Annotated in this window: 23 protein-coding genes; 20 read left to right on the top strand and 3 right to left on the bottom strand. The window is 53.4% G+C overall.

The annotated features are described in order from the left end of the window. The first annotated feature begins 35 nt into the window (after window positions 1–35). From truA to spoVAD, 6 genes are all read left to right on the top strand, one after another. Entirely contained in the window at window positions 36–755 is a 720-nt protein-coding gene (gene truA / locus U8T64_RS00620) for a tRNA pseudouridine(38-40) synthase TruA (RefSeq protein WP_367575389.1), read from the top strand. 17 nt (window positions 756–772) lie between these two features. Further along, window positions 773–2,044, top strand: coding sequence for a DUF5711 family protein (locus U8T64_RS00615; protein ID WP_322179928.1), 1,272 nt, complete (start codon window positions 773–775; stop codon window positions 2,042–2,044). A gap of 138 nt (window positions 2,045–2,182) precedes the next feature. Beyond that, window positions 2,183–2,872 (top strand): CvpA family protein, encoded by a 690-nt coding sequence (locus U8T64_RS00610; protein WP_322180470.1) that lies wholly within the window; start codon window positions 2,183–2,185, stop codon window positions 2,870–2,872. A 67-nt stretch (window positions 2,873–2,939) separates the two neighbouring features. Then, a complete protein-coding gene (locus U8T64_RS00605; RefSeq protein WP_322179926.1) occupies window positions 2,940–3,584 on the top strand; it encodes a CDP-alcohol phosphatidyltransferase family protein in 645 nt (214 codons plus the stop codon). Window positions 3,585–3,647: 63 nt separating this feature from the next. Continuing rightward, on the top strand, window positions 3,648–5,924 hold the full coding sequence (locus U8T64_RS00600; protein WP_322179924.1) for an ATP-dependent Clp protease ATP-binding subunit: 2,277 nt from the start codon (window positions 3,648–3,650) through the stop codon (window positions 5,922–5,924). A gap of 577 nt (window positions 5,925–6,501) precedes the next feature. Beyond that, window positions 6,502–7,506 (top strand): stage V sporulation protein AD, encoded by a 1,005-nt coding sequence (gene spoVAD / locus U8T64_RS00595; RefSeq protein WP_322179922.1) that lies wholly within the window; start codon window positions 6,502–6,504, stop codon window positions 7,504–7,506. A 523-nt stretch (window positions 7,507–8,029) separates the two neighbouring features. Here the strand turns inward: spoVAD and asnA are convergent. Together asnA and U8T64_RS00585 are read right to left on the bottom strand one after the other, a co-directional pair. Further along, on the bottom strand, window positions 8,030–9,031 hold the full coding sequence (asnA, locus tag U8T64_RS00590) for an aspartate--ammonia ligase (RefSeq protein WP_322179920.1): 1,002 nt from the start codon (window positions 9,029–9,031) through the stop codon (window positions 8,030–8,032). Between the two features lie 44 nt (window positions 9,032–9,075). After that, window positions 9,076–9,615, bottom strand: coding sequence for a DUF6106 family protein (locus U8T64_RS00585; RefSeq protein ID WP_322179918.1), 540 nt, complete (start codon window positions 9,613–9,615; stop codon window positions 9,076–9,078). Window positions 9,616–10,067: 452 nt separating this feature from the next. On the opposite strand from U8T64_RS00585, the gene pheS reads away from it, so the two are divergent. The 4 genes from pheS to U8T64_RS00565 all read left to right on the top strand — a co-directional run bounded on the left by pheS (window position 10,068) and on the right by U8T64_RS00565 (window position 14,241). Then, window positions 10,068–11,096: a phenylalanine--tRNA ligase subunit alpha gene (gene pheS / locus U8T64_RS00580; protein ID WP_322179916.1), complete on the top strand. Its 1,029-nt coding sequence runs from the start codon at window positions 10,068–10,070 to the stop codon at window positions 11,094–11,096. Between the two features lie 62 nt (window positions 11,097–11,158). After that, entirely contained in the window at window positions 11,159–13,525 is a 2,367-nt protein-coding gene (gene pheT / locus U8T64_RS00575; protein WP_322179914.1) for a phenylalanine--tRNA ligase subunit beta, read from the top strand. Between the two features lie 103 nt (window positions 13,526–13,628). After that, complete coding sequence (locus U8T64_RS00570; protein ID WP_322179912.1) at window positions 13,629–13,889, top strand: IreB family regulatory phosphoprotein; 261 nt, start codon at window positions 13,629–13,631, stop codon at window positions 13,887–13,889. A gap of 34 nt (window positions 13,890–13,923) precedes the next feature. Next, window positions 13,924–14,241 (top strand): hypothetical protein, encoded by a 318-nt coding sequence (locus tag U8T64_RS00565; protein WP_322179910.1) that lies wholly within the window; start codon window positions 13,924–13,926, stop codon window positions 14,239–14,241. Window positions 14,242–14,526: 285 nt separating this feature from the next. Here the strand turns inward: U8T64_RS00565 and U8T64_RS00560 are convergent, their stop codons facing one another. Then, complete coding sequence (locus U8T64_RS00560) at window positions 14,527–14,964, bottom strand: carbohydrate ABC transporter permease (protein ID WP_322179908.1); 438 nt, start codon at window positions 14,962–14,964, stop codon at window positions 14,527–14,529. A gap of 266 nt (window positions 14,965–15,230) precedes the next feature. Here U8T64_RS00560 and U8T64_RS00555 point away from each other — a divergent pair, with 266 nt between their 5' ends. The 10 genes from U8T64_RS00555 (at window position 15,231) to U8T64_RS00510 (ending at window position 24,383) form a co-directional block, all read left to right on the top strand. Continuing rightward, window positions 15,231–16,214, top strand: coding sequence for a DUF6017 domain-containing protein (locus U8T64_RS00555; protein ID WP_008978068.1), 984 nt, complete (start codon window positions 15,231–15,233; stop codon window positions 16,212–16,214). Between the two features lie 31 nt (window positions 16,215–16,245). Beyond that, a complete protein-coding gene (locus U8T64_RS00550) occupies window positions 16,246–16,467 on the top strand; it encodes a DUF5348 domain-containing protein (RefSeq protein ID WP_002569164.1) in 222 nt (73 codons plus the stop codon). Window positions 16,468–16,508: 41 nt separating this feature from the next. Beyond that, the gene (locus tag U8T64_RS00545) at window positions 16,509–16,985 is read left to right on the top strand and encodes a PcfB family protein (RefSeq protein ID WP_002569165.1); all 477 of its coding nucleotides are present in this window, start codon (window positions 16,509–16,511) and stop codon (window positions 16,983–16,985) included. Then, the gene (locus tag U8T64_RS00540; RefSeq protein WP_016289916.1) at window positions 16,982–18,790 is read left to right on the top strand and encodes a VirD4-like conjugal transfer protein, CD1115 family; all 1,809 of its coding nucleotides are present in this window, start codon (window positions 16,982–16,984) and stop codon (window positions 18,788–18,790) included. Before U8T64_RS00545 ends, U8T64_RS00540 begins: the two co-directional genes overlap by 4 nt. After that, entirely contained in the window at window positions 18,777–18,947 is a 171-nt protein-coding gene (locus U8T64_RS00535) for a hypothetical protein (protein ID WP_002569167.1), read from the top strand. Before U8T64_RS00540 ends, U8T64_RS00535 begins: the two co-directional genes overlap by 14 nt. A 407-nt stretch (window positions 18,948–19,354) precedes the next feature. Next, window positions 19,355–19,570 (top strand): Maff2 family mobile element protein, encoded by a 216-nt coding sequence (locus tag U8T64_RS00530; RefSeq protein WP_002569168.1) that lies wholly within the window; start codon window positions 19,355–19,357, stop codon window positions 19,568–19,570. A gap of 19 nt (window positions 19,571–19,589) precedes the next feature. Next, window positions 19,590–20,459 (top strand): VirB6/TrbL-like conjugal transfer protein, CD1112 family, encoded by an 870-nt coding sequence (locus U8T64_RS00525; protein ID WP_016289915.1) that lies wholly within the window; start codon window positions 19,590–19,592, stop codon window positions 20,457–20,459. A 177-nt stretch (window positions 20,460–20,636) separates the two neighbouring features. Next, on the top strand, window positions 20,637–21,038 hold the full coding sequence (locus U8T64_RS00520; protein WP_067539664.1) for a PrgI family protein: 402 nt from the start codon (window positions 20,637–20,639) through the stop codon (window positions 21,036–21,038). Further along, entirely contained in the window at window positions 20,989–23,427 is a 2,439-nt protein-coding gene (locus tag U8T64_RS00515; protein ID WP_067539662.1) for a VirB4-like conjugal transfer ATPase, CD1110 family, read from the top strand. The genes U8T64_RS00520 and U8T64_RS00515 overlap by 50 nt, the downstream gene beginning before the upstream one ends. Beyond that, a complete protein-coding gene (locus tag U8T64_RS00510; protein ID WP_008978036.1) occupies window positions 23,424–24,383 on the top strand; it encodes a DNA-methyltransferase in 960 nt (319 codons plus the stop codon). Before U8T64_RS00515 ends, U8T64_RS00510 begins: the two co-directional genes overlap by 4 nt. Window positions 24,384–24,393 lie beyond the last annotated feature (10 nt).

The following is a 24,393-nucleotide window of genomic DNA, read 5'->3' as shown; positions in this document are numbered from 1 at the left end:
TTGAAACGAAAGAAACAAAGCGGAATCTGCTGTTGATGCTTTCCTACGACGGTTCCCGCTATCATGGCTGGCAGGTGCAGGAAAACGCCCTGACGGTGCAGGAGGTTTTTCAAAAGGCCCTGCGGGAGGTGACCGGGCTTTCCGAGGAAATCAAAGCCTGCTCCCGCACCGATACCGGCGTTCACGCCAGAGAGTTCTGCGTGAGCCTGAAAACGGAAAGCAGAATTCCCCCGGAGCGGCTTTTAGCCGCCTTGAACCACTATTTGCCGGAGGATATCGCCGTAAAGGGCTGCCGGGAGGTTCCTTTGGAGTTTCACGCCCGGTATTCCTGCAAGGGGAAGGAATATGCCTATGAGATCTGGAACCACCCTGTGCGGGAGCCCTTTCTGCTGGGGCGGGCGTTACACTACTGGTACCCCATAGATGCGGCACGGTTGGATAAGGCTGCGAAGCACTACATCGGGCGGCACGATTTTTCCTCCTTCTGCACGCTGGACCGCAGAGACCGGGGGGACCTGACCCGCACGGTGACGAAGGCCGGAGTAGAACGCCGGGGGAACCTGGTGGTATTTACCGTGGCAGCGGACGGGTTTCTTTACAACATGGTCCGCATTATGGCGGGCACGCTCCTGCGGGTGCAGCAGGGAAAGCTTGCGCCGGAGGACATCCCCGGCGTGATCGAAGCCAGAGACCGCAAGGCCGCCGGGCCCACCGCCCCTGCCTGCGGGTTGTATCTGAACCGGGTGTTTTACTGATTTAGCGAGGGCAAATTATGGCAAAGCACAAGAAAAAAGTAGATTCCAAGGCCAATACCAGAGAGATCGTGCGCCTCAGGGACTATCAGGAGGCGGAGGCCTTTTTTGAGTATGAGGACGAAGAAGCGGAAGCGGCGGGAGAAGCAAGACTAAAAAAAATGCGGGTCCCAAAGGCCGTTTACCGGGTGGTGATCATTCTGATCCTTTTGATCCTCGGCCTTGCCCTGTGGATCAACCGTTCCAGCCTGACGCTGGAGAATATCACCACCTGGGTAAAGCTGCAATTTGTGGGAGAAGGCCAGGGAGACGGATTCCCCGTTTCCATTACCGGTTCTTCGGTGTTTGCCTCTAATTTTACCTCCTACGGAGGCGACGCGCTGATCCTGAGTGATACCGCCCTGACTATGGTGGATCCCACGGGAAAAACCGGGCTTTCCCTGCGGCACAGCTTGAATCAGCCGGCCATGCGCTCCGCTCATGGGCAGACACTGCTCTATAATCAGGGCAGCACCGGGTACATGGTGCTTTCCGGTACGGAAGTGAAGCTCAAGGGCACGGCGGAGCGGGAGATCCTCTTTGGCGTTGTGGCCCAAAACGGCAGGTTTGCCCTGGGTTTACATGGCGCAGACGGGGCCTCTGAGTTGAATGTTTACCAAAAAGACGGCTCTTTACAGTATACCTATGCCTTCGCGAAGGACTACATCACGGCCATCGCCATGAATTATGACGGGGTTTATGGAGCGGTCTGTACGGTGCGCAGTGAAAAGGGTGAGCTGATCTCTAAAGTCACAGTATTTGATTTCAATCAGGCAGAGCCGCTGACAAGCTATGAAACCAGGGACAATCTGCTGATCGACGCGGCTTGGACAGAAAGCGGAGATCTGTACGCCGTGGGGGATTCTGCCCTGCTGCTGGCGAAATCCACCGATTACGTTTTTCGGGAATACAGCTATGACGGGCGGCAGCTTACCGCCTACCGCCTGGATCAGAGCAGGGCGTTTTTGTCGATCTCTGCCTATGCCCATGCCGGCCCCTGTACGCTGCTGGTATTCCGTGGGGAAAACGACCCCGTGCGGGTGGAATCCCCGGAGCGAATCGTGTCCCTTTCTGTTTCCGGCGGCACGGTGGGGGCTTTGGTAGACGGCGAGGCGGTGTTCTACGATTACTCCACCGGGCTGGAGCAGGGCCGCGCGGACGCAGGAAGCGACGCGAAAAGCATTGCTCTCAGCAGTGAACGGGCCGCCTATGTGCTGGGCGTCAGCGAGATCCGCACGGTGGGAATACAGTGACGTGGGCTTTGTCCTTCTGTAGTAAGATATCTGTAAGGGGAATGGCCCTTGTGAAACTGGAAACTTTGTGATAAACTTATAACCTACAGGTTCTGCGCCTGGATTTGCCGTAAGGGGGAGAAAAGCGCTGTGAATATCATGCTGGATCTTGTGCTTCTCTGTGTTTTTCTGCTGTTTATCTTCATAGGGATCCGCAGAGGATTCGTGAAATCCGCCGCCCACTTTTTGGGTTCGATCCTGGCGGCCTTTTTTGCCTCCGCCTTGGGCGGCGCCGCCGCCAAATGGGTTTTTGACGTGATGTTTCGGGACGCGCTGGTGGAACGGATCGGCAGTTCTATCGCGTCTCTGGGAACGGGAAGCACCTCTGCCGCCGTAAACGGGCTGCTTTCTTCCCTTCCCGATTTTATTGTCCGTGCGCTGGCGGAGGCGGGTATCACCGCCAACAGCCTGGAGGGTGTGGTTTCCACCCGAAGCGGGGAGGCCGCGGAGCTGATAGCGGATTCCCTGGCTCCGGTGTTTATCGGCTTTTTGAAGGTGCTTGCGGTGATCGTGCTGTTTTGCCTGTTTATGATCGTGGTGCGGGTACTGGCGGATATGGTGGCGGGGTTGTTCCGGCTGCCTCTGCTTCGGCAGTTAAACGGCGCCTTGGGCGGGCTGTTCGGCTTTCTGTTGGCGCTTGTTTCCGTGTGGATCCTCGTTTCCGCCTTGCAGGTATTTCTGCCAATGCTGGAAACGGAGGCCCAGGCGGACGTGAAAATTATGCTGGACCGTTCTGTGATCGCCGGGCTTGTGACCCGGCTGAACCCGCTGGGAGCTATGTTCCGCTGAGAAGCTTCCGAGGCGCTTCGCCTCCCGCGGGAAAGGGAAGAGACTGGAAAAGAGAGGAATTTAGGCCATGGCTCTGGAACGTAAACCGAGAAATCAAAATCTTACCATACCCAATGCGCTGTCCTTGCTGCGCATTGTTGTGGTACCCTTTTTTGCCATGGCTTTTCTGAATGGAGATCTTCTTACGGCGGCGATTTTGCTGGCGGTTTCCGGCCTTTCCGATCTGTTTGACGGGATGATCGCCCGCAAATTCAACCAGATCACGGAGCTGGGGAAAATGCTGGATCCACTGGCGGACAAGCTTACCCAGGGCGTGGTGGCTCTTTGCCTTGCCGTAAAATTTCCTGTGATCCGTCCGGTGCTGGTGATTTTTATCTGTAAGGAACTGGGCATGCTGTGTTGTGCGGCGGTGCTGCTGAAAAAAAGAAAACGGCCCTGCGCCGCCAAATGGTACGGAAAGATTGCCACGGTGATGTTCTATATTTCCGTGGGCGTCATAGTGCTTATGGACGGGGCGTTTCAGTTATCCGGCCCGGTGTTCAGCGGCGTTTCCTACGGCTTGCTGCTGCTCACGGCCTTTATGATGATCTATTCCGGCATTCGGTATTTTCAGATTTTTTTGGAAATACTGCATTCCAGCGATGAAAAGTATGAATTGAATCTGCCCGATGAGATCCGCACAAAAACGGTGCGGGAGCCAAGGAAAAAATAAATCGTTTGAAGCTTTGTTAAGGAAGCTGTTCCGTTTACCGGGCAAGGAAGGTGGTTAGCAGCTATGCTGATGTGTTCGCGTTGTCATAAAAGGCCCGCTGTGGTGTTTGTTTCTCATTCCATCGATGGAAAAAACACCCAGGGGCTGTGTTTTACCTGTGCAAAGGAGCTGGGCATCAAGCCGGTCAATGATATTATGGAAAAAATGGGGATCAGCGAGGAAGAGCTGGAGGCCGTTACCGGCCAGATGGCAGAACTGATGGACCTGGAAGACATGGAGGACGAAGAGGATTCCTTTGTGCCGGGCGGGGCGGCAACCATGCTGCCCACCGATATGATGCTGGGCGGCGCGCCCGGAGAGAACGGTGGAGCTTCCGAAGCTGGAGTACGGGAAAAGAAGGAAAGCTATCACAAAAAGAAGCGGAAGCATATTCAAAATTACTGCACCGATCTCACAGGAAAGGCCCGGCAGGGCCAGCTGGACGCCATTATCGGCAGAGAGCGGGAGATCGAGCGGGTGGTGCAGATCCTTTCCCGCCGCACCAAAAACAATCCCTGCCTCATCGGCGAGCCCGGTGTGGGAAAAACCGCCATTGCGGAAGGCCTTGCCCTGCGCATTGCGGCGGGAAAGGTGCCTGCCTGCCTGCGGGAAAAGGAGGTTCAGCTGTTGGATCTAACCTCTTTGGTAGCGGGCACCCAGTTTCGGGGGCAGTTTGAAAGCCGGATCAAGGGCCTGGTGGACGAAGTGAAGGCTGATGGTAATATCATTTTGTTTATCGATGAGATCCACAACCTGGTGGGTACAGGTGATGCGGAGGGCAGCATGAACGCCGCCAATATCCTGAAGCCCGCGCTTTCCCGGGGAGAGATCCAGGTGATCGGCGCCACTACCTTTGCGGAATATCGAAAATACATTGAAAAAGACGCCGCCCTGGAGCGCCGGTTCCAGCCCGTTACCGTCACTGAGCCCTCCATCGGCGAGGCGGTTCAGGTGCTGCTGGGTATCAAGGGCTACTATGAAGCCTACCACCGGGTCACGGTGTCGGATCAGCTTGTCCGCCGCATGGTGACGCTGGCGGAGCGCTATGTCACAGACCGCTATCTGCCCGATAAGGCCATCGACCTGCTGGACGAGGCCTGCGCCTGTGCCGCCCTGCGCAATAAGAAGCTGGAGGAATACGATTCCACGGAGCTGTCCCTGAAAAAGGAGAAGGCCAGAGAGCAGGAGCTTTCCGAGCAGGCCAATGAAGGCACAGTGGATTATGAGGAGCTGGCGAAAACCCACTACCGCATCGCCACCCTGGAGGAAAACCTGGACGCCTTGCGGTCTGAAGGGGCCTTTGCCGCCGTGGAGGAGCAGGACGCCGCCCATGTCATCGAGCTGTGGACGGGGATCCCGGCCGCCCGGATCGCGGAAAACGAGCTGAAAAAGCTTTTGCATCTGGAAGAGGTGCTGTCTCAGAAGATCATCGGCCAGGAGGAGGCCGTCAAAGCCGTGTCCTCCGCCGTGCGCCGCAGCCGGGTGCAGATCAGCCCCCGCAGGCGGCCCGCCTCCTTCCTGTTTGTAGGCCCCACCGGAACAGGGAAAACCGAGCTGGTGCGGGTGCTTTCCCAGGAGCTGTTCGACAGCCCCGAGACCCTGATCCGGCTGGATATGTCCGAATTTATGGAAAAGCATTCCGTATCGAAGATCATCGGTTCCCCTCCCGGTTATGTGGGGTATGACGAAGCGGGGCAGCTCACGGAAAAGGTGCGCAGAAGGCCCTATTCCGTACTGCTGTTCGATGAAATTGAAAAAGCGCATCCCGATGTGATGAATATTCTGCTGCAAATTCTGGACGAGGGCCGCATTACCGACGCCCATGGCAGAACGGTGAATTTTGAGAACACCGTGATCGTAATGACCTCCAATGCCGGAAGCGACCGAAAGGACGGTTCCCTGGGTTTTGCGAAAACCGCCGCCGACCTAAGCCGGGAAAAGGCCATGAAAGCCCTGAAGGAATTCCTGCGGCCCGAATTTCTGAGTCGTATTGATGAGATCGTTTTGTTCCGTCCCCTGGAGCAGGCGGATTATGAAAAAATCGCCGCCCTGATGCTGGAGGAATATGTGGGCTCCTTAAAAGAAAAGGGCATAGAAATGAAATATGAGCAGGCTGTTTGCGCCCTGCTTGCGGAGAGATCCATACATGGCGCCAGCGGCGCAAGAGACCTGCGGAACAATATCCGCCGCATGGTAGAGGACAAAATTGCCACGCTTCTGGTGGAGCGTGGAGAGGGCGGGCTTTTCGGTATATCGGTAGCTGTGAAGGAGAATGAGCTTGTGATCGAGCCGCTGTTGTAAAAGGCCGACAGAACAGAAATACTGTGTTTTTGGATAGCTGTCCTTTCCAAAGTAATTTTAAGCACCCTTTTGGGTGCTTTTTTATGCAAAAATTTCCGGAGGATAATAAAAGATCCACCGGAAAAAATAAGTAACGCAGAAATCAGCGGCAGTTGGCGCTGCTGCGCTGCTATGCATAATGAGCAATGAAAAATTAGCAATGAGTAATGTGAAGGGTGTTCGATAAATTATAGTTTAGCACACAGTTCCCCACTGTCATTCTGAGGAACGCAGTGACGAAGAATCTTGTCCTTAATTCCCGGAAAAAGGGCAAAGGACGAGATCCTTCACTTCGTTCAGGATGACAGGCGGGAAGTGAGCGAAGAACCGTCAAATTCCAATTTACCACCCTGCCAACGGTCGGCTCAGAAACCGGTTTCCCGTACCAAGCAACTTCACGAGTGCATGCGCCGGCTCGGCGCTAAATTCCAATTTAGCGAACTAAGTCTTTGCTCTTAAATTGCTCATTCCTAATTTCTCATTAAAAAAGATACATTTCCCCTTGCTTTCCTCAAATTTTTGAAAGGATGATTTCACTATGAAACGGATCGGACAGCGTACTTTGGAATTCTCGGCGCCGCCCACGGTGCTGGGCCATGCCGCCATCGGCGGGAAAAAGGAGGCTCAGGGTCCTCTGGGTCAGGACTTTGACCAGACCTTTCAGGACACCAGCCTGCAAATGGAGAGCTGGGAAAAGGCAGAGGCTCAGCTGCAAAAGGAAGCGGTGGCTTTGGCTATTGAAAAATCCGGTATGACCGCCCAGCAAATGGATATGATCTTTGCGGGAGATCTTCTGAACCAGTGCATTTCTTCCACCTTTGGCCTTCTGGATTTTCAAATTCCCTTTTTGGGCCAGTATGGAGCCTGCTCCACTATGGCGCAAACGCTGTTTATGGCCTCTGTCATGGTGGAAAGCGGGGCGGCGGAACGGGCGGTGGCTGTGACCAGCTCTCATTTCTGTTCAGCGGAACGGCAGTTCCGCACGCCGTTGGAATACGGCTCTCAGCGCACTCCCACCGCGCAGTGGACGGCCACGGCTTCCGGCTGCCTGGTGATCGGCAAGGGCGGAAAGATCAAGATCCGTCACGGCCTGGCAGGGAAGATCGTTGACCTGGGCGTAAAGGATCCTGCCAATATGGGGGCTGCCATGGCACCCGCCGCGGCGGACAGCATTTACCAGTATTTACAGGACACCGGCACAAAGCCGGAGGAGTATGACGGCATTTTTACCGGAGACCTGGGCTTAGTGGGCACGAAGCTTTTGTACCAGGCCCTGGAGGATAACGGCGTGACGATCCAAAAGGTTCACAACGACTGCGGCCTGATGCTGTACGACAGAAGTGCCCAGGACGTGCATGCGGGAGCCTCCGGCTGCGGCTGCTCCGCTTCCGTGCTCTGCGGCCATTTGCTGAAGCGCATGGAACAGGGAAGGCTGAAGAATATCCTGTTCTGCGCCACCGGCGCGCTGATGTCCCCCACCTCCCAGCAGCAGGGAGAGGCCATTCCCGGCGTGTGCCACGTGCTGCACCTCACAACGGAATGAGCAATGCGCCGAGCCGGAGCGGGCACTCGTGTCCCCGCTTGGCGCAGGAAAATGAGGAATTAGCAATGAGCAATGAAAGGGCAAGGGCATAGTTTGCTAAATTGGAATTTGGCGGTTATTTGCACACTGCCCTCTTGTCATTCTGAGCGAAGCGAAGAATCTCGTTCTTTTCCTTTTTGCCCTGGAATTAAGGACGAGATTCTTCGTCACTTCGTTCCTCAGAATGACAGTGGGGAACTGTGTGCTAAACTATAATTTGTCATTTTACTTCTGGTCGGGTCGGAAACCAAACTCCTGCACCAAGTAGGGGCACGAGTGGCCGCGGCGCCTCGCCGCTAAAACTATAATTTACGGGGCGTTAGTTACAACGCTTGTGTCCCTTACTCTTCCTTTCAATGCACAAATAACCGAGCGTAGCTCGGTTATTTGTGCCACCACTATCTAGAATCCAGTATCCAGCATCTGGTATCTAAAAAACGGGCGCATTGCAGAAAAACTGCAACGCGCCCGTTCCCTTGCTTTTTCAAAGTAGCGTGATATTTCCTTCCCTGCAAAGCCTGCGGGTCTCCTGGTCCCACAGGGAGGCCTGCACCTCGCCGATATGGGCCTTGCCCAAAAGCAGCATGCACAGGCGGCTTTGGCCGATACCGCCGCCGATGGTCAGGGGCAGTTCTCCTTTTAAAAGCATTTGATGGAAGGACAGCTTTCTCCGGTGGTCACAGCCGGCCTCTGTCAGCTGCCTGTCCAGAGATTCCGGGCTGACCCGAATTCCCATGCTGCTGATTTCCAAAGCACAGCCCAGGGGCTCGTGCCAGAACAGCAGGTCGCCGTTTAATTCCCAGTCGTCATAGTCCGGCGCCCGGCCGTCGTGGGGCTTGCCGCTTTTCAGCTTTCCACCGATCTTCTTGATAAAGACGGTTTTGTGCTCCTTCACAAAGGCGGTTTCCCGCTCCTTGGGAGTAAGCTCCGGGAAGCTGTCCTCCAGCTCCTGAGAGGTGAGGAAGGTCACGTCACGGCAAAGCTCTGTTTCCAGCTGGGGAAACTGCCACTGCAATTCGTCCAGTGTGCCGCAGATGGCGCTGACAATGCGCCGCACCGTATCTTCCAGATAGCTTTCGGTGCGCATTCCATCGTCAATGACCTTTTCCCAGTCCCATTGATCCACATAGATGGAGTGAAGGTTATCCAGCTCCTCGTCCCGGCGAATGGCGTTCATATCCGTGACCAGGCCGTTCCCCACATAGAAATCGTAATCGTGCAGGGCAAGCCGTTTCCACTTTGCCAGAGAATGCACCACTTGGGCGTCCACGCCTACCGCCGGTACATCGAAGCTGACAGGGCGCTCCACGCCGTTCAGGTCATCGTTCAGACCGGTGGCGGGATCTACAAAAAGGGGCGCTGTGACCCGCTTCAGGTGCAGGGCGGCGCACAGCTTTACCTGAAATACATTTTTGATCAGCCCAATGGCCTTCTGGGTCTCATAGAGAGAGAGGGCGGCCTGATAGTCTTTGGGAACAATAGTCATGGCGCTTACCTCCTTATGGCGGAAAAGCTTTTCCGAAGAAAAGCTCAGTTCCTCCCAAATTTTTCAAATTTCAGCTGCCTGGGAATAAATTTCTTTACCGCCTCCTGAAACTCCTCGTCCGGGTCGAATACCAGAAGGGTTTTTCCGGTCTTTTTCCCGCGGACGATCATATACCAGGAGCCCTGGCGGTTTTCATACCGGGTGGCGAACACCCTGGTATCAAAGGAACGGTTTTTCAGCCGCGCTTCGTTTTCCAGGTAGATACCGATATCCTCGCAGCTGTCACACTCAAAGGCGGTCATGCGCTTGCGGGTAGAGCGGTTTAAAATCTTATCCACGGTGATATAGCCATTTGTCAGGCTGTATTCATATTCCAGAAGCCGGGCACCGATCAGCTTGTAGCCGCCGAAAATAGCCCCCGCCATGATCAGCAGGGTCAGTGTGGGGAACTGAATGATGAGAAAGCCCACCACAAAGCCAATGAAGGAGAGAAGCACAATCCCTACCACCACGGCCGCCAGGATCAGCGCGTCCTTTCCCTCGAATTTTTTCTTTACCATGCGTTCTATAAATACGTCATTCATAGATATGTTTCCTTTCAAAAAGCCAGTTTCTTTTATGGAATTTTTATCAAGTATAGCATATTCTTTCTTTTGTTTCAATAAAGTTTTTGAATTTCCGGAAACCCCTTGAAAAGCCCCGGTCTCTGTGCTAAAATAAGAAAAACGCTGAGAAGAAAGAAAGTAGTTCCGTGCGGCGAAAGCTGCTTTTTGCACACTCAGAGAGCTCGCGCCGCCGGCTGAAAGCGCGAGTGTGGGGCGGACGGAATGAAGTTCCTTTCGGAGCGGCAGGGCTGAACCCGGATTTCGGCGGTAGGCTCTGACGGCATAGGCCACGTTACAGGCCGGAAGAAAGGGCAGGCATTTTTTAGCGCCTGCTGAACTTGGGTGGTACCGCGTAGTTTACACTTCGCCCCGGGAACGAGGGGGCGAAGTTTTTTTGTCTCCGAATCTGAAACAGGAAGGACGGTTCTGAAATGAACGAGAAGATCGAAGCACTGCAAAAACGCTTTGAGCAGGAGCTGCAGGAGGCCGGAAACAGCGAGGCTGTGGAAAAGCTGCGGGTGGCTTATCTGGGCAAAAAAGGCTCTGTCACGGAGCTTTTGAAGGGCCTAAAGGACGTGAGCGCCGAGCAGAAAAAGGAAATGGGTCAGCATATCAATCTTCTGAAAAAGCAGGTGGAGGAAAGGATCGCGGGCCGGGTAGAGCAAATTCGGGCCATGGAGGAGGAGCGGCTGATCGCTTCGGCAGAGCGATACGACGTTACTCTGCCCACCGCGGCACAGGGGGGCTCCTATCACCCCGTCACCATCATTCAGCGGCAGCTGGAGGAAATTTTCGCCTCCATGGGCTTTGTGGTGGAGGATTTTAAGGAAATCGTTACCGACTATGAATGCTTTGAAGCGGTGAATATCCCCAAGGATCATCCTGCCAGAGACATGCAGGACACCTATTATCTCGACAACGGCCAGCTGCTGAAGACCCAAACCTCCGCCGCCCAGAATTTTATTCTGCGGAAATACGGCGCGCCGGTGCGTGCCATTTTCCCGGGGCGGTGCTTTAGAAACGAGGCAACCGACGCCAGCCATGAGACCACCTTCTTCCAGATGGAGGGCATCATGGTGGATAAGAATATCTCCATTTCCAACCTGATCTATTTTATGAAAACCATGCTTTCCGAGGTGTTTGAGCGGGACGTGAAGGTGCGCCTGCGCCCCGGCTTCTTTCCCTTCGTGGAGCCCGGCTTTGAGCTGGATATCAACTGCCAGATCTGCGGGGGGGAGGGCTGCTCTACCTGCCACCATTCCGGCTGGGTGGAGCTTTGCCCCTGCGGCATGATCCACCCCAACGTGCTGAAGGAGGGCGGCATCGATCCGGAGGAATACACCGGCTTTGCCTTTGGCCTGGGCCTGACCCGGCTTGTGATGATGAAATACGGCGTAAAGGATATCCGGGACCTGAACAGCGGCAATCTCAAGGCGCTGTCCCAGTTCCGGCACGAATGATGGGAGAAAAGCCCGCCTATCGGCACAGGGCGAAAGAAACAGGAGAGAAAGGAAGAACTTATATGCTTATTTCAATGAATTGGATCGGGGATTTTGTAGATCTTTCCGGCTTGGATCTGGAAGCGCTGATCCATCGTTTTACCCTTTCCACCGCCGAGGTGGAGGAAGTATTTCACATGGGAGAAAACCTGCGGGACGTAGTTGCGGGAAAGATCCTGACGGTGGAGGATCACCCGAATTCCCAAAAGCTTCACCTGCTTACGGTAGATGCCGGAGACAAGGTGTATGGCGTGGTCTGCGGCGCACCCAATGTGCGGGCGGGCATGATCGTTCCCTTTGTGAAGGAGGGCGGCATGGTAGGCGGCGTGGAGATCGGCTGTGCGAAGATCGCCGGGTGTGAATCCCACGGCATGTGCTGCTCCGAGCACGAGCTGGGCGTTTCCGCCGATCACTCCGGCCTGTGGGAGCTGCCGGAGGACACCCCCGTGGGTGTGGATATGACCGAACTTTATGCCATTCGGGATCTGGTGTTTGAGGTGGATAACAAATCCCTGACCAACCGCCCGGATCTGTGGGGCCATTACGGCATCGCCCGGGAATTCGCGGCCCTGACAGGCCGGGAATTAAAGCCCCTGGAAACCGTAGAGCTTTCTCAGTTCGACAGGCTGGACCCCATTTCCATCGAGGTGCTGGACAAGGAGCTTTGCTTCCGCTATTCCGGCTTAAAGGTGCGCAATATCACAAAGAAGGTAAGCCCGGTGAATATGCGGATCCGCCTGTTCTACTGCGGCAGCCGGGCCATCAATCTCCTGGCGGATCTCACCAACTACCTGATGCTGGAAATGGGCCAGCCCATGCACGCCTTTGATTGCGCCAAGGTGGACAGCGTTGAGGTGAAGCGCTTCTCCGAGCCCTTTGTGTTCCAAACCCTGGACGGCGTAGAGCGCTCTATTGACGAAAACACGCTGATGATCTGCTCCAAGGGCCAACCGGTGGCGGTGGCTGGGGTTATGGGGGGCCTTGCCTCTGAAATTGAGGATGATACCGACAGCCTGCTGCTGGAATCCGCCACCTTTGACGCGGTCAGCGTGCGCAGGGCCTCTACCCGGCTGGGCCTGCGGACAGACGCTTCCATGCGGTATGAAAAGACCCTGGATCCCGAAATGACCGTGCCCGCCATTGCCCGGTTTTTGAAGCTGCTTCTGGAGATCGATCCTCAGGCTCAGGTGATCTCCCGGCTGACAGATGTTTATGTGAAGCGCTACCCTGAAATTTCTTTGCGCTTTGACAAGCGGTATGTGGACCGCTACACCGGTATTGAAATTTCTGACGACCAGGTACTTTCCACCCTGCGCTCTTTGGGCTTCGGGGCGGAGTATGACGGTATGGAGTTCCGGGTAACGGTACCCTCCTGGCGGGCTACCAAGGACGTGACCATCAAGGCGGACATCATTGAAGAGATCACCCGGATCTATGGCTATGACAATTTTGAGATCGCCACTACCCTGAGTCCGCTGTATCCCAGAAAAAAGAGCGCGGCAAATAAATCCGACAATTTTGCAAAGGATATTCTGGTAGAGCGATACGGCCTGCACGAGGTGCATTCCTATATTTGGTTCGATGCCAAAAAATGCCGGGAGCTGGGCATTGCGGTGGAGGAAAACGTAAAGCTTTTGAGTCCGCAGTCTCCCGACCATGAGACCTTGCGGACCAACATGGGGCCCACGCTGCTTTCCTTTGTACAGGAAAACCGATCCTTTGCGGCGGATTTCGGCCTGTTTGAGATCGGCAGAGTGTGTGAAGGAAAGAGGGAAAACGGCGAATGCGCGGAGCGCAAGGCCCTTGGCATTGTGCTTTACAGCAGAACGCAGAGCGAAAAGGAGCTGTTTTTCCGGCTGTTGGAGATCGTAAAGACCTTGGGCAGAGAGATCAAGCGCACAGAGCTTTCCCTGGAACGTCGGGAGCCTGTTCATGCCTGGCAGCACCCCGGAAATACGGCGGAAATTTCCTGCCGCGGGGAAACGCTCGGCTGGCTCTGCACGGTGCACCCCTCTGTGCTTTCCAACCTTGACCGGAAAGCGGCGGTGGTCTGTGCCCAGCTTACTATGGACGCCTTTGCCGCCCTGCCCGCGGAGGCTCTGGAATATCGGGAGCCCTCCCGGTTCCCCGGCATCGATTTCGATTTGTCTCTCCTGGTGCCGGACGGTCTGAAATACGCCGATCTTTCCCCGGCCTGGGCTGAAATAGACCCCTCTCTGCTTACCGGCGTAAGCCTGATCGATTCCTTCTCTCAGAATGGGAAAAAGAGCCTGACCCTGCGCTTTGCGTTCTCCTCTCAGGAAAAGACCCTTTCCAAGGAAGAAATACAGCCTGTGGTGGACGGTATTGTGGAAAAGCTGAACAGAGTCGGGGCGGCTTTGCGCTCCTAGAGAAGCGCTGAAAAAAGTTTTTCACAAAAAGGGAGCCGGAAAAACTTGCAATTCCCGTAGATATCCTGTATGATAAAAGGTACACGAAAGGTAGGTGTTCCACATGCCGGAGGATTTTTCCAGCAACAATACCATCACCTTTTCCATGGAAGAGGTGCGGGAAGCAGACATGAAGCGTATCCTGCTTACAGTGTACGATGCGCTGAAGGAAAAGGGGTATAACCCCATCAGTCAGATCGTGGGATATCTGCTGAGCGAGGACCCCACCTACATCACCACCCACAATAACGCCCGCAGCCTGGTGCGCCGGATCGACCGGGATGAGCTTTTAAAGGCGATGGTCCGTTCCTATTTGGGTGAGTAACGGGGAATCTGATGAAGGAAAGCGCGGTGATTTTTTGAGCGAGCAGAAAGCGGCGCCAAAGGCGAAGCAGGAAAAAAGCAGCTTTCCCACTTATAAGGGAAAGCCCCTGGTACGCTCGGGCGATACCATTTATTATGGCAGTATGAAGGATAAATACGTCATCAAGATCGATGTAAAAACCAAGAAAAAGGTGGGAGATCTTGAGGTAGCCGATAAGGTAACGGTACAGCTGATGTATACCGATCCCGAGATCCGCACCAGAAAACAGATCGTAAAGACCAGTGAAAAGAACGGGCTGTACCTGGCCCTGGATATCGCCGAGGCCTGGCTTACTAGAGCCTTGGCAGAGTAAAAAACAGCCGCCCAAACAGGGCGGCTGTTTTTTGTCTAATGAAAACCACTCGCAAGGCGAGTGGTTCAAAGGAAGGCTTCTGCCGATCATGAAGAAAGAAGAACTCCTTTTGTTGTAGAATAAAGGAGCGGTCTGGCAACTGCACCAAAAACAACAAAAGGAGGACATTCAGATGGATACCAACAAAAGTTTAGCACACACAAAGTAGAATTGCAAATATCATAGGGTGATACCCGCTTATGAAATACCCCCGGCTCCGCCGGGGGATATTTATATCAGAAAGGTTTACCCCTTTACAGCGCCAGCCACCATACTTTCCATGATCTGATTTTGCAGAAGCACGTATACCAAAATGGTGGGGACAATGCACATAACCAACGCGGCAAACATAGGCGTATAGTTAAAGGAAAACATGGAGGTGAAATATTTCATGGTAAGGGGTAGCGTGCGGTTGACCTCTTTAGAGGTAAGCAGCAGGGCATAAAGAAGCTCATTCCAGGCGCCGATAAAGGTCATGACTGCCGAGCTGGCCAGGGCTGGCTTTGAAATGGGCAGCATGATCTTGAAGAAGGTGCGGTAAAAGCCTGCCCCTTCTATGTAAGCCGCCTCTTCCAGTTCCTTTGGGATGGAGAGAAAAAAGCTGCGCATCAAAAACAGGCACATAGACATGGAAAATCCGGTATAGATAAAGCTGACGTTAGATAACGATACTTTTGAAAACACTGGAAAATCAAGGTTTTTCGAGCGACGGACAAGCAGGGTATTGTACTAAAAACTGAATACGACGCAGAAGCGGCGTTTCTTACTCTCTACATGGGAGAACAGGAACGCCGCTTTTTTCATGCCCTTTGTTACGCAGTAGGGGCAGAAAAAGCCTTGCTACAAGCGGTTTTGCGGGTGTGTATCTGGCGCGGCAAGGGATTTATACCTTATTCCCCGAAACCGCGCTTCTACTGCGTAACAAATCCAAAGCAAAGGAGCTATGAACTATGGCAGTTTTCAGAGTGGAACGGAACAAGGGCTACACCGTAATGAGCAACCACCACCTACGCAACAAGGAGCTTTCCCTAAAGGCAAAGGGGCTGTTGTCGCAAATGCTGTCACTCCCCGAAGATTGGGACTACACCTTGAAAGGCTTATCCCTTATCAACCGGGAGAAGATAGACGCTATCCGCGAAGCCATTAAGGAGCTTGAACGCGCCGGGTATATCGTCCGTTCAAGGGAGCGCGACGAGAAAGGACGCTTGCGGGGCGCGGACTATGTGATATTCGAGCAGCCGCAGCCGCCTACGCCGGATTTACCAACATTGGAAAATCCAACATTGGATAATCCAACACAGGAAAAACCAACATTGGAAAAACCTACGTTGGAAAATCCAACGCAATTAAATAAAGATATACAAAGAACTGACTTACCAAAAAAAGAAAAAATAATTACTGATGAACAAAGTACCCATTCCATTCCTATCCTTTCCCCTAACCCCTCTCCTTGCAGAGAAGCGGCTACGCCGCCGGAACGGAAAGGAACGGAAGCGACAGCACAGAGCGCAGTTGATATATACCGGGAAATCATCAAGGACAATATCGACTACGACATTCTCAAACAGGACATGAAGTTTGACAGTGACAGGCTTGACGAGATTGTAGACCTCATGCTTGAAACCGTATGCACCGCCAGAAAGCGGGTACGGATTGCGGGGGACGACTACCCGGCAGAGCTTGTGAAATCTAAGTTTATGAAACTGGACGGCGAGCATATCCGCTTTGTGCTTGACTGTATGCGGGAGAACACAACGAAAATCCGCAACATCAAGCAATATCTGAAAGCAGCCCTTTTCAACGCCCCGTCCACTATCGGCAATTATTACACTTCCCTTGTCGCCCATGACATGGCAAGCGGCGCACTGTCACCGAAAAAGCCGCAGTACGGCGACCCGGACTATTATTCATGCAACGAGGGCGAAAGCCTGTAACCACCCACAACCACAAAAGGAGGATTTTATTATGGCACAGAAAATGACAGGAGCATTGGTATTTGACGAGCGCACCGACCGTTACGACATCCGCTTTGACTTAAACAGCTACTACGGGGGCTTGCATTGCGGCGAGTGCTTTGACGTATTCGTGCGGGGCAAGTGGAAGCCGACCCGGATTGAGTACGGCGACAACTGGTATCTTGTGGGTATCAGAGCCGAGGACTTGAACGGGCTGCGGGTGCGTATCTGACCGCCGCCCCATAAAGAAACGCGAAAGGAGGACGCGACAAATTGCAGGACGAAGTAAACGAAAAGACCATAGCCCTTTACATCAAGACCGGGAAGCTGACCGCGCAGACGCTCCAAAAGGCAATGAAAGCCATACTGTCAAAGGGCAAAAAGCAGCTTGCAAAACCGCCACAGGGCAAGCAGAGCTTAAAGCAGCTTATGAAGCAGAACGCGGGCGTTTCCAACATTGAGATTACCGAGGGCAATATCAAAGCCTTTGAGAGTACGGCGAAAAAGTACGGTATCGACTTTGCGCTGAAAAAGGACGCGACGGAAAGCCCGCCCCGCTATCTGGTTTTCTTCAAGGGGCGGGACGCGGACGTGCTGACCGCCGCCTTTAAGGAATTTTCCGCAAAAAAGCTGACACAGGAGAAAAAGCCCTCAATCCGAAAGCTGCTCTCTACCCTCAAAGAAGCTGCACAGGGCAAGAACGCGGAACGGGCAAAGGTCAAGAACAAAGACAGGGAGGTATCGCTATGAAGCCGGAAATCAAGAAGCTGCTTATCTTAAATCTCCCGTATCTGCTCTTTGTCTGGCTCTTTGATAAAGTGGGCGCGGCTGTCCGGCTCTCCCCCGGCGCGGACGCGAGCGCAAAGCTGCTACATCTTGGGGACGGTTTTACCGCCGCCTTTTCCAGTATCGCGCCGAGCTTCCACCCGGCAGACTTAGCTTTAGGCATTGCGGGGGCGGTCATTGTCCGGCTGATTATCTACACCAAAGGCAAGAACGCGAAGAAATACCGCCGCGGGACAGAATACGGTTCGGCGCGTTGGGGCGGGGCTGACGACATAAAGCCGTACACCGACCCGGTATTTGAGAACAATATCCCCCTAACGCAGACGGAACGGCTTACCATGAACAGCCGCCCGAAGCAGCCGAAATACGCAAGAAACAAAAATATCCTTGTAATCGGCGGTTCCGGCAGCGGCAAGACCCGGTTCTTTGTGAAACCGTCGCTCATGCAATGTACGTCAAAGGATTTTCCAACGTCGTATATCGTCACTGACCCGAAAGGAACACTGATTTTGGAAACCGGGAAAATGTTGCAGCGGTACAAATACCGTATCAAAGTGCTAAATACGATTAACTTCAAAAAATCCATGAAATACAATCCCTTTGCCTATCTGCGGAGCGAAAAGGACATTTTGAAGTTAGTCAATACCATTATCGCCAACACCAAAGGCGACGGGGAAAAATCCGGCGAGGATTTCTGGGTGAAAGCGGAAAAGCTCTACTACACCGCGCTAATCGGCTATATCTGGTATGAAGCCCCGGAGGACGAGAAGAACTTCACGACGCTGCTTGAAATGATAAATGCGTCGGAAGCCCGCGAGGACGACGAGGACTTCCAGAACCCGGTTGACCTCATGTTTGAACGTCTGGAAGAAAAAGACCCGGAGCATTTTGCAGTCAAGCAGTACAAAAAATACAAACTTGCGGCGGGCAAGACCGCAAAAAGCATACTTATCTCATGCGGCGCGAGGTTAGCCCCATTCGACATTAAGGAGCTGCGGGAGCTTATGGAAACCGACGAAATGGAGCTTGACACCATAGGCGACAGAAAGACAGCCCTTTTCGTGATTATCAGCGACACCGACGACACCTTTAACTTTGTCGTGAGTATTCTCTACACACAGTTATTCAACCTTTTATGCGACAAAGCAGATGATGAATATGGCGGGCGGCTTCCCGTCCATGTTAGGTGCTTACTTGATGAATTTGCGAATATCGGGCAGATACCAAAGTTTGAAAAGCTCATTGCAACGATACGGAGCCGGGAAATCTCCGCGTCAATCATCTTGCAGAGCCAGTCACAGCTAAAGGCAATCTACAAGGACAACGCCGATACCATAGTCGGCAACTGCGACACCACGCTTTTCTTGGGCGGCAAGGAGAAAACCACCCTCAAAGAAATATCGGAGATTTTAGGCAAGGAAACGATAGACAGCTTCAACACTTCCGAAACCAGAGGGCGGGAGCTTTCGCATGGGCTGAACTATCAGAAATTGGGAAAGCAGCTTATGACGGAAGATGAAATCGCAGTCATGGACGGAGGGAAATGTATCTTGCAGCTACGCGGGGTGCGCCCGTTCTTTTCGGACAAATTCGACATAACGAAACACCCGAAATACAAGTACCTATCCGACGCAGACCCGAAGAACGCCTTTGACATGGAAAAGCACCTTAAACGCCGCCCCGCCATTGTCAAGCCCGACGAGGTTTTTGACTATTACGAGATTGACGCAGCAGACTTACAGGAGGACGCAGACCATGAGGAAACGTAGCGCAGAGGAAAAACAAAAGCAGCTTGAACGGTTTTTAATGAATGTTGCGGAAGCCGCCGACGCTGCATTATGGGAGTATTGGCGGGAAAAGGAAGCGGAACACCGCCGTTTTGCAACGGAGTATGTCACGCGCCGGGGGCTTATCCCGCAACAGTGACAGCATGGCAGACCGCCGGGGGACAGGGGAAGCTACACTTCCCCTACGCTGCCTTGCGGCAGCTACCCCTTTGTGAACTTGCGGGAAGCGAACACCTTGCTACGCAAGCTATTCACTTCCCGCAAGTCTGAAAAAAACGTCCGGCAGCACAGCGGGACACAGAAAGGAGCGATTGAAGCAATCACATCTATCCATACCGGCTACATGATACGCGCCCCCACTTTCCGGCGCAGTACACAGCGGCAGGAGCCGCACCCCTTACAACTGAATACCGCCGCGCCGCAGAACTTACGCAGCGCGGGGACAGCCGCCTTTACCAGAGGGCGGTTTTTTTATGCGGCGGCATATGCTGACCGCCTTTTGTCCGCTTGCCGGACAGCCGCAGACGCGGCAGAAAGGATATATTTATGGCATTTTTCAATAGCGCAGTAGACGTTTTGCAGACCCTTGTTGTAGCACTTGGAGCCGGGCTTGGTATCTGGGGCGTGATTAACCTCATGGAGGGCTACGGCAACGACAATCCGGGCGCGAAAAGCCAGGGCATGAAGCAGCTTATGGCGGGCGGCGGCGTTGCCCTTATCGGCATGACCCTTGTACCGCTGCTTTCCGGGCTGTTCGGTTAAGAAGCGTGGGTAAAGGCTTATGCAGAGCATACTTGACGCGATTAACGAATGGATAAAGGAAATCCTCATAGGAGCCATAAACGGTAATCTGTCAACTATGTTCGGGGACGTAAACGAGAAAGTCGGCACTATCGCCGCAGAGGTAGGGCAGACCCCGCAAGGGTGGAACGCAAATATATTCTCCATGATACAGACGCTTAGTGAGAATGTAATCGTACCCATTGCGGGGCTTGTCATTACCTACGTCCTATGCTATGAGCTTATCAGCATGGTAACGGAAAAGAACAATATGCACGACGTTGACACTTCCATGTTCTTCAAGTGGGTGTTCAAGGCGTTTGTGGCAGTCTACCTTGTGACGCACACCTTTGACATCACTATGGCGGTGTTCGATATGGCGCAGCACGTTGTTTCCGGCGCGGCGGGGGTAATTGGCGGCAGCACAGAGATTGATGTTGCCGCCGCCCTTGCTTCCATGCAGAGCGGGCTTGACGCTATGGAAATCCCCGAACTGCTCTTACTTGTCATGGAAACAAGCCTTGTGAGCTTGTGCATGAAAATCATGTCCGTACTGATAACCGTTATCCTCTACGGGCGCATGATAGAGATTTACCTTTACTGTTCGGTATCGCCTATCCCGTTCGCAACAATGACTAATCGGGAATGGGGACAGATAGGGAACAACTACCTAAAATCCCTGTTCGCGCTTGGCTTTCAAGGCTTCCTCATAATGATATGCGTCGGCATTTACGCGGTTTTGGTGAACAACATGATAATAGCGGACAACCTGCACAGCGCGATTTTTTCCCTTGCAGCCTATACCGTTATCCTCTGTTTCTCCCTGTTCAAATCCGGCGCACTGGCGAAGTCGATTTTCTCCGCGCATTAGCGGCGTGTCAAGGGTAGGGTGGAGATTTTCAGAGCAAAGCGGCGAAAATACTACCCGACCTTGACGCGGGAAAACCCCATAGAATAGGGACGGGCAAAGGGCAGAAATTGACCTTTGCCTTGATTACCCCTATGGGAACTTACAGCAGCAAAAAACCCAGAGAAAGGAGGTTTCCACTTGGCGTATGTACCCGTACCCAAAGACTTATCCAAAGTCAAGACAAAAGTAGCTTTCAACCTTACCAAACGGCAGATTGTATGTTTTGCGGTAGCTCTCCTGTTAGGGCTTCCGCTTTTCTTTCTGCTCAAAGACAGCACAGGCACAAGCCTTGCGTCTATGGCTATGATTGCCGTCATGCTGCCCTGTTTCCTGTTCGCCATGTATGAAAAGCATGGACAGCCCCTTGAAGTGGTGGTGAAGAACATCATACGGACGAAATTCATAGCCCCCAAAGAACGACCATACAGGACAGACAACTTTTATTCCGTCTTAGAACGGCAGAGAAAACTTGAAAAGGAGGTATCAGCGATTGCAAAAGGAAACACGAAGAAACAGCGCGGCGGGAAGCGCAAAGCCTAACCCGCCCCGCAAGCTCACCCGCGCCGAGAAAAAGCAGATTGCGGAAATCATCAGACAGGCAAAGGGCGACGGGAAAGCCCACACCGCACAGCAGACAATCCCCTATATCCAGATGTACCCGGACGGTATCTGCAAGGTTACGGGACGGAAATACTCAAAGACCGTCGCCTTTGAAGATATTAACTATCAGCTTGCACAGGCAGACGACAAGACCGCCATTTTTGAGAACTGGTGCGACTTCCTCAACTACTTTGACGCTTCCGTTTCGGTGCAGCTCTCTTTCATCAATCAGGGGACGCAGCGGGGCGAAGCGGAAAAGGCGGTCAATATCCCGGCACAGGAGGACGCTTTCAACTCTATCCGCACAGAATACCGGAATATGCTGAAAAACCAGCTTGCAAAGGGAAACAACGGGCTTGTCAAAGCAAAATATATCACCTTTGCCATTGAAGCCGACAGTCTGGGCGCGGCGAAATCCCGCCTTGCCCGTATCGAAACGGACGTACTCAACAACTTTAAGCTCTTGGGCGTGTCTGCCCGCCCCATGACAGGCTATGAACGCCTTAAAATGCTGCATGGCATTTTCCACCCGGAGGGCGGGCAGTTTGCCTTTGATTTTTCATGGCTTGCCCCGTCCGGGCTTTCCACAAAGGACTTTATCGCCCCATCCTCTTTCCGTTTTGGCGAGGGGCGTTATTTCCGCATGGGGCGCAAAATCGGCGCGGTTTCATTCCTTGAAATCCTTGCGCCGGAATTAAACGACCGTATCTTATCGGATATTCTGGACTTGGAAACGGGCGTTATCGTCAATCTGCATATCCACAGTATCGACCAGACCGAAGCCATAAAGACAATCAAGCGGAAAATCACCGACCTTGACAAAATGAAAATCGAGGAACAGAAAAAAGCGGTACGCAGCGGCTACGACATGGATATAATCCCGTCCGACCTTGCCACGTTCGGCAGCGAAGCGAAGAACCTCTTACAGGACTTGCAGAGCCGGAATGAAAGAATGTTCCTCTTGACGTTCCTTGTGGTGAACATGGCGGACACGAAGCGGAAACTGGAAAATGACGTATTCGCGGCGGCGGGCATTGCACAGAAGAACAACTGCGCCTTGACCCGCCTTGACTACCAACAGGAAGCGGGGCTTATGTCCTCTGTACCGCTTGGGGAGAACCTTATCCCCATTCAAAGAGGGCTTACCACGTCAAGCACCGCTATCTTTATCCCCTTTATCACACAGGAGCTTTTCCAGACGGGCGCGGCTTTGTACTACGGCTTAAACGCCCTGTCTAACAACATGATACTCTGCGACCGCAAGCAGCTAAAGAACCCCAACGGCTTAATCTTGGGTACGCCGGGAAGCGGGAAATCCTTTGCCGCCAAACGGGAAATGACAAACGCTTTCCTCATTACCGACGACGACATAATTATCTGCGACCCGGAAGCAGAGTATTTTTCCCTTGTGCAGCGGCTTGACGGGCAAGTGATACGGTTATCGCCTACGGGCAAGGGCATTGACGGGAAGCCCCAGTATGTGAACCCTATGGATATTAACCTCAACTATTCCGAGGACGACAGCCCCCTTGCGCTGAAATCCGACTTTATCCTCTCCCTCTGCGAGCTTGTAATCGGCGGCAAGGAGGGCTTGCAGCCCGTCGATAAGACCGTCATTGACCGCGCCGTTAGGAACGTGTACCGCCCTTTCCTTGCAGACCCCGACCCGGAGAAAATGCCTATCTTGGGCGACCTCTACGACGAGCTTTTGAAGCAGCCGGAGCCGGAAGCGGCGCGTATCGCGGCGGCATTGGAGCTTTACGTTTCCGGCAGCTTGAACGTCTTTAACCACCGTACCAACGTGGAACTTTCTAACCGCCTTGTCTGCTTTGACATCAAGCAGCTTGGGAAGCAGCTCAAAAAGTTAGGTATGCTCATTGTGCAGGACCAGGTATGGAACCGCGTCACCGTCAACCGGGCAGAAAGGAAATCCACCCGGTATTTTATGGACGAATTTCATCTTCTCTTGAAAGAGGAACAGACCGCCGCCTATTCCGTTGAAATCTGGAAGCGTTTCAGAAAATGGGGCGGCATACCCACAGCCATTACGCAGAACGTCAAGGATTTGCTTGCTTCCCGCGAAGTGGAGAATATCTTTGAAAACTCTGATTTTGTCCTCATGCTCAATCAGGCGGCGGGCGACCGGGCTATCCTTGCAAAGCAGCTCAACATCTCCCCGCAGCAGATGAAGTATGTCACCCACACCGAAGCGGGCGAGGGGCTTATCTTCTACGGGAACGTGGTGCTGCCCTTTGTAGACCGCTTCCCGAAAGACACCGAGCTTTACCGGGTAATGACGACGAAGCCGGAGGAAGTGGGCGAAGCATGACAAAATTAAGGACAGACACCATTATCAACCGGGACGCGCTCTATGCCTTGCGGGAGCTTCCAGAGGAAAGCGTACACTGTTGCGTCACAAGCCCGCCCTACTATGCGCTTAGGGATTACGGGCTTGATATGCAGATTGGGCGGGAGGACACGCCGGAGCAGTACATTGACAGGCTGACCGAGGTTTTCCGCGAACTGCGCCGGGTACTGCGTTCTGACGGTACGCTCTGGCTGAATATCGCGGACACCTACTGCGGCACAGGAAATAAAGGCTACCATGCAGACCCGAAGAACCCGAAAGGGAGAAACGGACAGCAGATTGCAAGAAACAACCGCGTTTCCGGCTGCAAACAAAAGGACTTAATCGGTATTCCCTGGCTTTTAGCTTTTGCCCTACGCGCTGACGGGTGGTATTTAAGGAGCGACATTATCTGGCAGAAAGAAAACCCCATGCCGGAGAGCGTGAAAGACCGCCCTACCCGCTGCTATGAACATATCTTTCTGCTTACGAAGTCAAAGAAGTATTTTTATGACGCAGCCGCCATAGCCGAGCCGTTAGCCCCCACAACGGCGGCGCGGTACCGCACCGGGCGCAGCGCGGGACAGAAATATGCGGACGAAGTACCCGGACAGGGGAACGTACAGGGGCTTAACCGGGCGCGAAGCGGCAGCTACTACGACGAAGCCCTCATGCCGACCATGCGGAACAGGCGGGACGTGTGGCTTATCAATACCGTTCCCTACAAGGGCGGGCATTTCGCCGCGTTCCCGCCAAAACTTGCCGAAACCTGTATCAAGGCGGGCTGTCCGAAAGGCGGCGTTGTGCTTGACCCCTTTTTCGGCAGCGGCACGACGGGGGCAGCCGCAAAGCAGCTTGACAGGCATTATATAGGCATTGAGATAAACGCCGAGTATTGCGCCCTTGCAAGGGCGCGGATTGGAGGGACAGACACATAAAACAATATAA

Origin of the sequence: Neglectibacter caecimuris, from assembly GCF_034335015.1 — a bacterium.
GTDB lineage: Bacteria > Bacillota > Clostridia > Oscillospirales > Acutalibacteraceae > Acutalibacter > Acutalibacter caecimuris_A.
This window is presented reverse-complemented; position numbering and strand designations above follow the sequence as displayed.

Excerpts from the sequence above, each read along its gene's own strand:
- truA (WP_367575389.1), top strand. The coding sequence starts at position 36 with ATGCTTTCCTACGACGGTTCCCGCTATCATGGCTGGCAGGTGCAGGAA.
- U8T64_RS00615 (WP_322179928.1), top strand. The coding sequence starts at position 773 with ATGGCAAAGCACAAGAAAAAAGTAGATTCCAAGGCCAATACCAGAGAG.
- U8T64_RS00610 (WP_322180470.1), top strand. The coding sequence starts at position 2,183 with ATGCTGGATCTTGTGCTTCTCTGTGTTTTTCTGCTGTTTATCTTCATA.
- U8T64_RS00605 (WP_322179926.1), top strand. The coding sequence starts at position 2,940 with ATGGCTCTGGAACGTAAACCGAGAAATCAAAATCTTACCATACCCAAT.
- U8T64_RS00600 (WP_322179924.1), top strand. The coding sequence starts at position 3,648 with ATGCTGATGTGTTCGCGTTGTCATAAAAGGCCCGCTGTGGTGTTTGTT.
- spoVAD (WP_322179922.1), top strand. The coding sequence starts at position 6,502 with ATGAAACGGATCGGACAGCGTACTTTGGAATTCTCGGCGCCGCCCACG.
- asnA (WP_322179920.1), bottom strand. The coding sequence starts at position 9,031 with ATGACTATTGTTCCCAAAGACTATCAGGCCGCCCTCTCTCTCTATGAG.
- U8T64_RS00585 (WP_322179918.1), bottom strand. The coding sequence starts at position 9,615 with ATGAATGACGTATTTATAGAACGCATGGTAAAGAAAAAATTCGAGGGA.
- pheS (WP_322179916.1), top strand. The coding sequence starts at position 10,068 with ATGAACGAGAAGATCGAAGCACTGCAAAAACGCTTTGAGCAGGAGCTG.
- pheT (WP_322179914.1), top strand. The coding sequence starts at position 11,159 with ATGCTTATTTCAATGAATTGGATCGGGGATTTTGTAGATCTTTCCGGC.
- U8T64_RS00570 (WP_322179912.1), top strand. The coding sequence starts at position 13,629 with ATGCCGGAGGATTTTTCCAGCAACAATACCATCACCTTTTCCATGGAA.
- U8T64_RS00555 (WP_008978068.1), top strand. The coding sequence starts at position 15,231 with ATGGCAGTTTTCAGAGTGGAACGGAACAAGGGCTACACCGTAATGAGC.
- U8T64_RS00550 (WP_002569164.1), top strand. The coding sequence starts at position 16,246 with ATGGCACAGAAAATGACAGGAGCATTGGTATTTGACGAGCGCACCGAC.
- U8T64_RS00540 (WP_016289916.1), top strand. The coding sequence starts at position 16,982 with ATGAAGCCGGAAATCAAGAAGCTGCTTATCTTAAATCTCCCGTATCTG.
- U8T64_RS00535 (WP_002569167.1), top strand. The coding sequence starts at position 18,777 with ATGAGGAAACGTAGCGCAGAGGAAAAACAAAAGCAGCTTGAACGGTTT.
- U8T64_RS00530 (WP_002569168.1), top strand. The coding sequence starts at position 19,355 with ATGGCATTTTTCAATAGCGCAGTAGACGTTTTGCAGACCCTTGTTGTA.
- U8T64_RS00525 (WP_016289915.1), top strand. The coding sequence starts at position 19,590 with ATGCAGAGCATACTTGACGCGATTAACGAATGGATAAAGGAAATCCTC.
- U8T64_RS00510 (WP_008978036.1), top strand. The coding sequence starts at position 23,424 with ATGACAAAATTAAGGACAGACACCATTATCAACCGGGACGCGCTCTAT.